Source organism: Blastococcus sp. SYSU DS0753, from assembly GCF_054051175.1.
Map to the genome: position 1 here is coordinate 114521 of NZ_JBJHAT010000001.1, position 11538 is coordinate 126058.

Annotated in this window: 11 protein-coding genes; 7 read left to right on the forward strand and 4 right to left on the reverse strand. The window is 72.8% G+C overall.

Annotation, left to right across the window (positions count from 1 at the left end):
- Positions 1 to 4: 4 nt before the first annotated feature.
- Both ACI799_RS00530 and ACI799_RS00535 read left to right on the forward strand, forming a co-directional pair.
- Positions 5 to 1513: a class I adenylate-forming enzyme family protein gene (locus tag ACI799_RS00530; protein WP_456599233.1), complete on the forward strand. Its 1509-nt coding sequence runs from the start codon at positions 5 to 7 to the stop codon at positions 1511 to 1513.
- Positions 1514 to 1609: 96 nt separating this feature from the next.
- Positions 1610 to 2590, forward strand: coding sequence for a phosphotriesterase family protein (locus tag ACI799_RS00535; RefSeq protein ID WP_456612091.1), 981 nt, complete (start codon positions 1610 to 1612; stop codon positions 2588 to 2590).
- A 78-nt stretch (positions 2591 to 2668) separates the two neighbouring features.
- Here the strand turns inward: ACI799_RS00535 and ACI799_RS00540 are convergent, their stop codons facing one another.
- From ACI799_RS00540 to ACI799_RS00555, 4 genes are read right to left on the reverse strand one after another with little or no spacing between them, the layout of a single operon-like run.
- Positions 2669 to 3442 (reverse strand): enoyl-CoA hydratase-related protein, encoded by a 774-nt coding sequence (locus ACI799_RS00540; RefSeq protein ID WP_456599235.1) that lies wholly within the window; start codon positions 3440 to 3442, stop codon positions 2669 to 2671.
- Complete coding sequence (locus ACI799_RS00545) at positions 3439 to 5022, reverse strand: long-chain-fatty-acid--CoA ligase (protein WP_456612092.1); 1584 nt, start codon at positions 5020 to 5022, stop codon at positions 3439 to 3441. Before ACI799_RS00545 ends, ACI799_RS00540 begins: the two co-directional genes overlap by 4 nt.
- Positions 5023 to 5054: 32 nt before the next feature.
- Positions 5055 to 5426: a DUF6285 domain-containing protein gene (locus ACI799_RS00550; protein ID WP_456599237.1), complete on the reverse strand. Its 372-nt coding sequence runs from the start codon at positions 5424 to 5426 to the stop codon at positions 5055 to 5057.
- The gene (locus ACI799_RS00555) at positions 5426 to 6472 is read right to left on the reverse strand and encodes a phosphotransferase family protein (RefSeq protein ID WP_456599238.1); all 1047 of its coding nucleotides are present in this window, start codon (positions 6470 to 6472) and stop codon (positions 5426 to 5428) included. The genes ACI799_RS00550 and ACI799_RS00555 overlap by 1 nt, the downstream gene beginning before the upstream one ends.
- A gap of 220 nt (positions 6473 to 6692) precedes the next feature.
- On the opposite strand from ACI799_RS00555, the gene ACI799_RS00560 reads away from it, so the two are divergent.
- From ACI799_RS00560 to ACI799_RS00580, 5 genes are read left to right on the forward strand one after another with little or no spacing between them, the layout of a single operon-like run.
- Positions 6693 to 7907 (forward strand): ABC transporter substrate-binding protein, encoded by a 1215-nt coding sequence (locus tag ACI799_RS00560; RefSeq protein WP_456599239.1) that lies wholly within the window; start codon positions 6693 to 6695, stop codon positions 7905 to 7907.
- A gap of 4 nt (positions 7908 to 7911) precedes the next feature.
- Complete coding sequence (locus ACI799_RS00565; RefSeq protein ID WP_456599240.1) at positions 7912 to 8712, forward strand: ABC transporter ATP-binding protein; 801 nt, start codon at positions 7912 to 7914, stop codon at positions 8710 to 8712.
- A complete protein-coding gene (locus ACI799_RS00570) occupies positions 8709 to 9416 on the forward strand; it encodes an ABC transporter ATP-binding protein (protein WP_456599241.1) in 708 nt (235 codons plus the stop codon). The genes ACI799_RS00565 and ACI799_RS00570 overlap by 4 nt, the downstream gene beginning before the upstream one ends.
- A gap of 43 nt (positions 9417 to 9459) precedes the next feature.
- The gene (locus tag ACI799_RS00575; protein ID WP_456599242.1) at positions 9460 to 10347 is read left to right on the forward strand and encodes a branched-chain amino acid ABC transporter permease; all 888 of its coding nucleotides are present in this window, start codon (positions 9460 to 9462) and stop codon (positions 10345 to 10347) included.
- Positions 10344 to 11504, forward strand: a complete 1161-nt coding sequence (locus tag ACI799_RS00580) for a branched-chain amino acid ABC transporter permease (protein WP_456612093.1) — start codon at positions 10344 to 10346, stop codon at positions 11502 to 11504. The genes ACI799_RS00575 and ACI799_RS00580 overlap by 4 nt, the downstream gene beginning before the upstream one ends.
- The last annotated feature ends 34 nt before the right edge of the window (positions 11505 to 11538 follow it).

Consider the following 11538-nt stretch of genomic DNA (forward strand, 5'->3'; position numbering starts at 1 on the left):
TCGGATGCCCTATCCCTTCGACCGGGGCGGCAGCGGGACCGGGCCGGACGGCATCCGCCGCTACACCGGCCTGCCGCAGAACCTGGTGCAGCTGCTGCGCGCCGCCGTCGATGCCCACCCCGACGCCGAGGCGCTGGTCGAGCTCGGCGGCGAGCGCGTCACCTACCGGGAGCTGTGGGAGCGGGCGTCCCGCGTCGCCGGCGGGCTCCGGGCGGCCGGGGTGGCGCCGGGCGACCGGGTGGCGAACCGGCTGGGCAACGGCACCGACTGGGTGCTCGCCTTCTGGGGGACGCTGCTCGCCGGCGCCGTCGTCGTCCCGGTCAACACCCGGTTCGCCGAGCCGGAGGTGCGCTACGTCGTCGAGGACTCCGGTGCCGCGCTCGTCGTCGGGCCCGGCGCGGCACTGCCCGACGGCGAGCCGCTCGCCGTCACCGACCAGGGGCACACCGACCTGGCCGGGATCTTCTACACCAGCGGCACGACCGGCTTCCCCAAGGGTGCGATGACCACCCACGAGAACTTCCTGTCCAACGTCGAGACCTGCCTGCGCTGCCTCGGGCTGCCGCGGGACGAGCGGCTCTCGACGCTGATCTCGGTGCCGCTCTTCCACGTGACCGGGTGCAACTCCCAGCTGCTGGTCGTCACCGCGCTGGCCGGGACGTCGGTGATCATGCCGGCGTTCGAGGTCGGCGCCTTCCTGCGGGCGATCGAGGAGGAGCGCATCTCCGTGCTCACCACCGTCCCGGCGATCTACTGGCTGGCGCTCCAGCAGCCCGGTTTCGCCGACGTGGACACCTCGTCGGTGCGGGCGGTCAGCTACGGCGGCGCGCCGATCGCCCCGGACCTGGTGCACCGCATCAAGGCGGCGTTCCCGACGGCCCGGGTGGGCAACGGCTTCGGCCTGACCGAGACGTCCTCGGTCTCGACCTACCTGCCCGACGAGTACGCCGCCGAGCACGCCGACTCCGTCGGGTTCGCCGCCCCCGTCGTCGACCTCGACGTGGCCGATCCGGACCCGGCCACCGGTGTGGGCGAGCTGCTGATCCGCGGCCCGAACGTGGTCGCCGGCTACTGGCGCAAGCCCGAGCAGACGGCGGAGACCTTCGTCGACGGGTGGCTGCACAGCGGCGACCTGGCCCGCATCGACGACGAGGGGCTCGTGTACGTCGTCGACCGCAAGAAGGACATGATCAACCGCGGCGGGGAGAACGTGTACTGCGTCGAGGTGGAGAACGCCCTGGCCGCCCACCCCGCCGTGGGCGAGGTCGCCGTCGTCGGCGTGCCCGACCCGATGATGGGGGAGAAGGTCGGCGCCGTCGTCGTCCCGCGTCCGGGGCAGGAGCTCGACCCGGCCGGCCTGCTGGCCTTCGCCCGTGAGCGGCTCGCCGACTTCAAGGTGCCGCAGTTCGTCTCCGTGCGCGCCGATCCGCTGCCGCGCAACCCCGGCGGCAAGGTGCTCAAGCCGCCGCTGCGCGAGCAGACGGACTGGCAGACCGCCCACTCACCCCGCTGAAGAAGGACCACCCTTCCCCCCACGCCTCGCCCGCTCGGCGCGGGCCCCTGAAGGGTGGCCGTCCGGAACACCGCACAACACCTGGGAGGCCCCGCAGTGCCCACCGTCGAGACCGTCCGTGGCCCGATCGACACCGCCGAGCTCGGTGCGACCCTCATGCACGAGCACGTGTTCGTGCTCTCGACCGAGCACGTGCAGAACTACGGCACCGGCGACTGGTGGGACGAGGACGAGCGGGTCGCCGACGCGGTCGACCAGCTGAACGAGCTCAAGGCGCTGGGCATCGACACGATCGTCGACCCGACGGTGTGGGGACTGGGGCGCTACATCCCGCGGGTGCAGCGGGTCGCCGAGCAGACCGACATCAACATCGTCGTGGCGACCGGGCTCTACACCTACGACGAGATCCCGCACCAGTACGAGCACCGCGGCCCGGGGCTGCTGCTCGACCTGCCGCGTGACCCGATGGTCGACGACTTCACCGGCGACATCCGCGATGGCATCGCCGGCACCGGGGTGAAGGCCGCGTTCCTCAAGTGCGTCATCGAGGCGAAGGGGCTCACGTCGGGCGTCGAGCGGACCGTGCGCGCCGTCGCCGCGACCCACCGGGAGACGGGCGCGCCGATCACCGTGCACACCTCGTCGCACACCGGCGCCGGCCGGCTGGCGGTGCAGGTCTTCGGCGAGGAGGGCGTGGACCTCACCAAGGTCGTCATCGGGCACGCCGGGGACAGCAACGACCTCGACTACCTGAGCGAACTGGCCGAGGCCGGCTGCCTGCTCGGCATGGACCGGTTCGGCCTCGACATCTACAACCCGACCTCCTCGCGGGTGGACACCATCGTCGCGCTGGCCGAGCGGGGCTACGCCGACCGGATGGTGCTCGCCCACGACGCCAGCTGCTACATCGACTACTTCCCGGGCGCCGAGGGGCAGGCCGCGAAGCAGCAGATCGCGCCGAACTGGAACTACACGCACATCAGCAGGGACGTGCTGCCGATGCTGCGCGAGCGCGGGATGACCGAGGAGCAGCTCCGCCAGATGCTGGTCGACACGCCGCGGCGCTACTTCGAGTAGGGCGGGCGGGCCACCCGGGCGCCGTCCGGCGACACGGCCACCGGATCCCCGCGGGGCGTCCGGTGGCCGTGTCCGCGCTCAGCGGCCGGTGAACACCGGCGGGCGCCGGCCCAGGAAGGCCGCGACCCCCTCGGCGAAATCGGCCGTCGCGGCCAGCTCGGCCTGCCCGGACGCCTCCCGCTCCAGGGCCGGCTCGAGCTCGCCCAGGCTCGCCGCGTTGATCGCCGCCTTGGTCCGGGCGAGCGCGGCGGGGGGGCCGGCTGCCAGGCGGGCGGCCAGCTCGGCCCCGTCGGCCTGCAAGCGGTCGTCGTCGACCACCAGGGCGGCCAGCCCGCACGCCAGGGCCTCCTCGGCGGGCATCTTCTCGGCCAGCAGGGCCATCCGCATGGCGCGCCCCCGTCCGGCGGAGGCGGCGACCAGCGCGGTGGCGCCGCCGTCGGGCATCAGGCCGATCCGGGTGAAGGCGAGCATGAGGTACGCCGACCGGCTCATCACCACCAGGTCGCAGGCCAGCGCCAGCGAGCAGCCGACGCCCGCCGCGGGGCCGTGCACCAGGGCCAGCACGGGTACCGGGACGTCGCGGATCGCCCGGACGGCCCGGTTGGCCGCCTGCACGGAGACCTCCTCCTCCGAGCCGCCCAGGTCGGCGCCGGAGGAGAAGGCCCGCCCGGCACCGGTGAGGGACACCGCGCGGATGCCGGGGTCCCGGCCGGCGGCGGTCACCGTCGCGGCGAGGTCCTCGAGCAGCTCGGTGGTGACGGCGTTGAGCGACTGCGGCCGGTCCAGGACCAGGCGCAGCACGCCGTCGGTGACGCTGCGCTCGAGACCGCTGGTCGCGGTGCCGGCGGTCACTGCATCACCAGGGCGTCGCGCCGCACCTGCTCGCGCAGCGGGGACTTGAGGATCTTCCCCGAGGCGTTGCGCGGCAGCTCGTCGAGCACCACCACCTTGGTGGGCTTCTTGTACGACGCGAGGCGCGTGCCGCAGAAGTCGATCAGCTCGCGCTCGGCCGGCGGGTCGGCGGGGTCGTGCGGGACCACCACGGCGACGGGCGTCTCGCCCCACCGGGGGTGCGGCCCGCCCACGAGGGCGACCTCACGCACCTTCGGGTGGTCGGCGATCACGGCCTCCACCTCGGCGCTGTAGATGTTCTCCCCGCCGGAGATGATCATGTCCTTGAGGCGGTCGACGACGTAGTAGAAGCCGTCCTCGTCGACGCGCACGAGGTCGCCGGAGTGGAACCAGCCGCCGCGGAAGGCCTCCTCGGTCGCCGTCGGGTTGTTCCAGTAGCCCACCATGGTCTGCGGTCCGCGGTAGACGATCTCGCCGATCTCGCCCTGGGGGACGTCCTCCATCGCCGGGTCCACGACGCGCACGGACACCAGCGGCACCGGCTTGCCGATGGAGCCGATCTTGGTGATGGCGTCCTCGCCGGGGAGCACGGTGGTGATCGGCGACATCTCCGTCTGCCCGAAGGTGCACACGTTCGGCACGCCGGGGAACGCCTCGGCCATGGCGCGCAGCACCGCCGGGGTGGCCGGCGCCGCACCCCAGGCCATGCTCCGCAGCCGGATGTCCCGGCCGGGGATGGTGGGGCTGGCGCAGACCGCCTGCCACTGCGTCGGGACCAGGAAGGCGCTGGTGGCGCCCTCGGCCTCGAGCAGGTCCAGGAACGCCTCGGGATCGAATGCCCCGGTGGGGGTGATCACGGTCGTGAAGCCGAGGACGAGGTTCGGCACGAGCGCGCCGACGGCGGCGATGTGGAACATCGGCGAGGTGACGAGGCTGATCTCGTCGTCCCGGACCAGGCGGAACGCCTGCACCAGCGTGAGCGTCTGCCCCAGCAGGTTCTCGTAGGTGAGCATCGCCCCCTTGGGCAGCCCGGTCGTGCCGGAGGTGTACATGATGAAGGCGACGTCCTCGAGCCGGTCGGGGCCGGCCGCGGGGTGCGGCTCGGAGCCGGTGAGCACCTCCTCGTAGCGCTCGGCACCGGGGCCGGCACCGGCGACGTCCTCCCCGACGACGAGGCAGGGCAGCCCGCCCGCCCGGTCGGCCCGGACACCGGCGACCAGGGGCGCCAACGGCTCCTCGACGACGACCGCGCAGGAGCCGGAGTTCTCGGCGAGGAAGGCCACCTCGGTGGCGACCAGGCGGAAGTTCACCGGGACGGCGATCGCGCCGAGCCGGTTGACCGCGATCAAGGTCTCGACGAACTCCGGGCGGTTGGTGAGCAGCATCAGCACCCGGTCACCGGCGCCGACCCCGCGGTCCTCGAGCGCCCGCGCGAGCCGCCGGGTCCGGTCCTCGAGCTCCCGCCAGGTCGTCGTCGCGCCGCGGAAGCGCAGCGCCGCGCGCTCCGGGTGGGTGGCGGCGTGCTTGGCGACCTGGTGCACCCAGGTGAGCCGCTGCTGCGGGTGGTGGGCGGTGTCCATGCCTGTCGTGTCCTCCCTGCTGGTGCGGACGGTCACCGGGTGGCCGTCCGCGGGTCGTCGTCGATGTCGTCGGAGAGGTGCTGCGGGTTCCAGACCAGCAGCCGGTCGGTGGTCATCGCGTGGAGCGCGGCGGCCAGGTCCGGGTCGGCGACGTCGACGTCGCCGACCCGGATGCGCTCGGCCAGCTCCGTCTCGTCGCGCACGCCGAGGTCGGCGAGCAGCTGCTCGTACCGGGCCTGCGCGGCGGGGCCGAGCTCGAGTTCGCGTTCCAGTGCGGCCAGCAGGTTGGCGGCGACGCGGGCCTGGAAGGAGAGCGTGCCGGTGGTCCCGGGCATCACCTCGCGCTCCAGGAACTCCCGGACGGCGACGACGACCTCGCGGGCGTCGGGGAACGTGTGCAGCATCAGGCCGGCCTCCCGTCGGCGGTGCGGCGGCCGAGCATGCGGAGCAGGTCGAACTCCTGCTCGGCGACCCGCCGGCCGATGGCCGCGAGCTCCACGGAGCGGGTCGCCCCGGAGAAGTGCCGCTGCGCCTGCACCATCGATCCCACGCCCCAGTTGAGGGTGCCCGCGACCTGCCACCAGTGGACGACCTCGGGATCCGGGCGTGCGCCGCCGGCCTCCTCGTAGGCGTCGAACAGCTGGCGGAACCCGCCCACGCCGGCGACCGGCCGCGGGCCGCCGAACCGCCAGGCGCGGATGCTCAGGTAGCCGAGGTCCTCCATCGGGTCCCCCCGGTGCACGAGCTCCCAGTCGAGGACGGCCCGCAGCCCGGTGGGGCCCACGATCACGTTGCCGAGCCGGAAGTCGCCGTGCACCAGGCACGGGTCAGCGGCAGGTCCGGGCCGCGATGCCGCGAGCCAGGCGAACGCCAGCTCCAGCACCGGCCGGGCGACACCGACGGCCTCGTACCGCGCCCGGAGGTCCTCGACGAGGTCGACCCGGGGGATGTCCGGGACCTGGTCGGCGGCGATGCCGTGGATGCGTGCGGCGGCGCGACCCAGGTCGGCGGCGAGCACTTCCCGGGCGGGCGCGTACCGGTCGTCGCGGAGGATCCGGCGGGCGATCGTCTCGCCCTCGACGAAGGACATGAGCAGGTAGGGGGCGCCCAGGACCTCCGCGTCGGCCGACCAGTCGAGCAGCTCGGGGACCGGGACGCCGTGCCGACGGGCGGCACCGATCGCGAGCGCCTCGCGCCGCATCTCGTCGGGGCGCGGTTCCGACGGCGGGTCCCGCCGGAGGACGAGCCGCGGGCCGGACCCCTCGTCGCCTGCCGCGGTGAGCGTCCACGTCTCGCGGCTCGCACCGCCGGACAACCGGCGCAGATCGCGCACGGTGACCGGACGCCCGAGGACCTCCGCCAGCCGGCGCCCGAGCGCGACCGCCAGCCGGTCCACCTCCGACGGTTCGCCGCCGCCGGCCACCTCCGGCCGCATCGCCGCCACCTCCACGGGCACCTTCCTTGAACGCTCGCTCAGGGCACGCGACTCCAGCGGCCGCAGCCAGTGAACGGGATCACGTCGGACCGGCGCAAGGGGTTGACATGGATCACAGTTTGCATTGTCCTATGTAGCGCTCGCTCAGTGAGCGTCCAACCCGTGGAGCCGCGTCTGAGGCGGTTTCCGCCCAACAGTGGAGGTTGCCTTGAGCCGCCGTCGTCCCGTCGTCGCCATGACCTGCGCCGCTCTCGTGCTGACCGCCTGCGGAGGGCGCGCCGACAGCACGGCCGCCTCCGCCGACGGGGGCGAGTGCGACCCCGGGATCACCGACTCCACGATCCGGATCGGCTCGAGCCTGCCCATGTCCGGCGCGGGCGCGGTGTACGGCTCCATCGGCCGGGCCGCCCAGGCGTACTTCGAGGACCTCAACGCCGCCGGTGGCGTGGAGATGGGCGACGGGGTGACCCGCACCGTGGAGTACCGGGCGATGGACGACGCCTACGACCCGGCGCGCACGGTCAGCAACACGCGCACCCTGGTCGAGCAGGACCAGGTGTTCGCGATGATGAACGTCCTGGGCACCTCGCCCAACCTCGCCATCGGCGACTACGTCGCCGGCAACGGCGTGCCCAACCTCTTCGCCATGACGGGCACGGACGAGTTCATGGCCCAGGACGAGTACTGGTCCATGGGGTTCCTCCCGCAGTACGAGTTCGAGGCCCAGGTCATGGCCGACTACGTGCTGGAGCAGAACCCCCAGGCGAAGGTCGGCCTGCTCTACCAGAACGACGGCTTCGGAAAGGGCATGCTGGCGAACTTCCAGCGGGAGTTCGAGGGCACCGGGGTCGAGATCGTCAGCGAGCAGGCCTACGAGCAGTCCGGTGGATCGGCCGACTCCCAGGTCGTCAACCTCGCCAACTCCGGCGCCGACGTGTGGCTCAACTACGCCACCGGCACCTTCATGACGCAGTCGCTGAAGAAGGCGCACGAGATCGGCTGGCAGCCGTTGACCCTGGTGACCTCCGGGACCAACCACGCGCAGGCCGTCATGCAGCCGGCCGGTGAGGGCGCCGTGGACGCGGTCTCCTTCACCTGGCTCAAGGACGTCTCCGACCCCGGCTGGGCCGAGGACGAGGGGATGCAGGCCTGGCAGGCGTTCGCGGAGAAGCACGGCGGGGACTTCGAGGCCGCCGACTCCACGGCGGCGAACGGCTACACCGTCGCGCAGGCCATGGTGGAGGTGCTCGAGCAGATGGAGGGCTGCACCCGGCAGGACATGCTCGACGCCGCCCAGAACCTCTCGGGTGTCGCGCCCGACCTGTTCCTCCCCGGCGTGACCATGGAGACCTCGCCCGACTACCCCTACACCACCACCCAGGTGCAGATGATGACCTTCGACGGCACCACCTGGGAGCTGCAGGGCGACGTCATCGAGCGGTCCCGGTGACCCGGTGACGGCGACCACCGCGGACCCCGCCCCGGTCGGGGATGCGTTCCTCTCCGTGCGCGACGTCCAGCTCCGCTTCGGCGGCGTCGTCGCCCTGGACGGCCCGTCGTTCGACCTCCGCCGGGGCACCATCTGCGGGCTGATCGGCCCCAACGGTGCCGGGAAGACGACGCTGTTCAACTGCATCAGCCGTCTGTACGAGCCGGACTCGGGCGCGATCGAGCTCGAGGGGCGCAACCTGCTGGCGCTGCGGACCGAGCAGATCGCCGAGGTCGGCATCGCCCGGACGTTCCAGAACCTGGGCCTGTTCGGATCGATGACGGTGCTGGAGAACGTGCTCGCCGGCGGCTACCACCGCACCCGGGCGGGGTTCTGGCCGAGCGCGCTGGGGCTGCCGGGGGTGCGGCGGGAGGAGCGGGCGGAGATCGACCGGGCGCGGGCCCTGCTCGACGACCTGGGGCTGTCGCACGTCTCGTCGTCCCTGGCCGCCGGCCTGCCCTACGGGACCCTCAAGCGGGTCGAGCTCGCCCGCGCGCTGATGGCCAGGCCCCGGCTGCTCATGCTCGACGAGCCGGCCAACGGGCTCATCCACGAGGAGGTCCTCGAGCTGGCCGACACCATCCGGGGGCTCTGCGACGCACACCGCCTCTCGGTGCTCCTCGTCGAGCACCACATGGCGATGGTCATGCGGGTCTCCGACCAGGTCGTGGTGCTGAACCTGGGCCGCAAGATCGCCGACGGGACGCCGGACCAGGTGCGCGCGGACCCCGACGTGGTCGAGGCCTACCTGGGGGCACCGGCATGAGCCTGCTCGAGGTCGAGGACCTGGACGCCGGCTACGGGCCGGTCGAGGTGCTGCACGGGGTGGGCCTCTCGGTGGACCACGGGGAGGTGGCGGTGGTGCTCGGCGCCAACGGGGCGGGGAAGACCACGCTGCTCCGGGCGCTGTCGGGCATGATCCGCGGCAGCGGCCGGGTGTGCTTCGACGGGCAGGAACTCGTCGGGCTGCCCAGCGAGCGCATCGCCGCGCTGGGTGTCGCGCACGTCCCGCAGGGCCGGGGCACGTTCGGCTCGATGACGGTGCAGGACAACCTGCGCGTCGGGGCCTACCTGCGCACCGACCGGGACGAGCGCCGGCACCTGGACCACTGGTACTCGGTCTTCCCGCGCCTGGGTGACCGCCGCGACCAGCAGGCCGGCAGTCTCAGCGGCGGCGAGCAGCAGATGCTCGCCATCGCCCGGGCGCTCATGCCCTCGCCCCGGCTGCTCCTGCTCGACGAGCCGTCGCTGGGCCTGGCCCCGAACACGACCCGCTCGCTGTTCGAGTCGCTGCGGCAGATCAACGCCGAGACGGGCACGGCGATGCTCGTGGTCGAGCAGAACGCCCAGCTGGCCCTGGACATCGGCAGCTCCGCCGTGCTGCTCGAGGCCGGCCGGGTCGTCTCCTCCGGACGGGCCGCGGACCTGCGCGACAACGACGACATCCGCCGGGCCTACCTCGGCTACTGACCCTCACACGGCCCTGCCCCCGGGTGCGGCCGAAGGAGCACACATGGAACTGCTGTTGCAGCAGGTGGTGGACGGCATCGCCACCGGAGCGCTGTACGGGGCGCTCGCGCTGAGCGTCGTACTGGTGTACCGGGCCTCGGGGATCGTCAACTTCGCGCAGGGCGAGATGGCCATGTTCGCGGCCTTCCTCACCTGGCAGCTCTACGCGTGGGGGACCCCTCTCGCCGTGGCGATCCTGATCGCGATGGTGGTCGCCTTCGCCTTCGGCGCGGGCGTGGAGCGGGTGCTCATCCGCCCGTTCGGCACGAGCCCGTCGGCGCATCTCTCCCTCATCATCGTCACGCTGGGGCTGATGCTCTGCCTGACCAGCGGGGCCGGCTGGGTGTGGGGCTACCTGACCAAGGAGGTGCCGCCGGTCTTCGGCTCGGGCGCGGTCGACCTCGGCCCCGCCGCGGCGTCCCGGCAGGCCCTGGGCATCGTGCTGACGGTGGCCGTCGTGGCCGGGCTCCTCTACTGGTTGTTCCAGCGCACCCGGCTGGGGCTGGTCATGCGCGCGGCGGCGAACAACCCGGAGTCGGCCCGCCTGTCGGGCGTGCCCGTGGGGCGGATGCTGCTGCTCGGGTGGGGGCTCGCCGCCGCGATCGGGGCCCTGGTCGGCTCGCTGGCCGCCCCTCAGCTGTTCCTCCAGCCGAACATGATGGCCGCGATGCTGCTCTACGCATTCGCCGCGGCGACGCTGGGCGGCTTCGACAGCCCGGTCGGGGCGCTCGTCGGCGGTCTCATCGTCGGCGTGGTCGAGAACCTGGCGGGCACCTACGTCGACGTCATCGGCAACGACTTCAAGCAGGCGGTGGCCCTGGTGATCATCATGGGCGTCCTGCTCCTCAAGCCCGAAGGGCTCTTCGGCACCAGGACGGTGGCACGGGTATGAGCACGAGCACGAGCACCAGCGCCGGCACCCGCACGAGCGCCCGGCCACCGGCGCCCGGCCGCTCGCTCTCCGGCCGGCTCGCCCTGCTCCGCCAGGCGCAGGCGCCGCTGGACGCACCGACGTGGCTGCGCACCGCCGTCTTCTCGGCCGTGGTGGCGGTCGCCGTCCTCGTGCCGCTGTACTCGCCGCCCTACGTCAACTTCGACCTGAGCATGGTCATGATCTACGCGGTCGTCGGCATGGGTCTGAACCTGCTGACCGGCTTCAACGGGCAGATCTCCCTCGGGCACAGCGCCTTCTTCGCGACCGGCGCCTACATCGGAGCGGTGCTGATCCAGGAGGGCTGGTACTACCTCGCGGTCCTGCCGGTGGCGGTCGTCGCGACGTTCGTCATGGGGTACCTCTTCGGGCTGCCGGCGCTGCGGCTGCAGGGGCTGCAGCTGGCGCTGGTGACCTTGGCGCTCGCGATCGTCACGCCGGCGGCGATCAAGCGGCTGGACGGCATCACCCAGGGCCAGGAGGGGATCAACGTCTTCACCGCCCAGCCGCCGGAGTGGACCGGGCTGGCGCGCGACCAGTGGGTGTACCTGCTGTGCCTGGTCGCGGTCGTGGTGGCCTGGGTGCTCACCCGGCGGCTGGCCACCGGCCGCATCGGCCGCTCGCTGGTGGCCGTGCGCGACCACGAGACGGTGGCGCGCACGCTGGGAGTCCGCAGCTCCCGGACCAAGACGACCGTCTTCGCCATCAGCGCCGCCTACGCCGGGGTGGGCGGCGTGCTCTACGTCTACGCCGTCCAGTTCGTCGGTCCGGACTCCTTCGGCCTGGTCATGGCGATCGCGTTCATCTCGCTCATCGTCGTCGGCGGCCTGGGCACGATCGGCGGCGCGGTGCTCGGCGCCTTCTTCATCACCTACGTGCCGGAGTGGACGGCCGACGTCAACCAGGCCGCGGCCGGGCTGGTCTACGGCCTGTCGCTGATCCTCTTCATGTTCGTCATGCCCTACGGGATCGCCGGGCTGTCCCGGGCGGTGCTCCGGCCGGTGGTCGACCGCATCCCCGGACGCCGGGGGCCGCTGAGCGGCCGGGCGCCGGAGACACCCGCTCCCGTCACCGCGCCGGACACGACGGCGCGCCCACCGGGTGCCCGGGCGGGCTGACGCCCGCCGGACCCCCCGTCCCGACCCCGCCGGC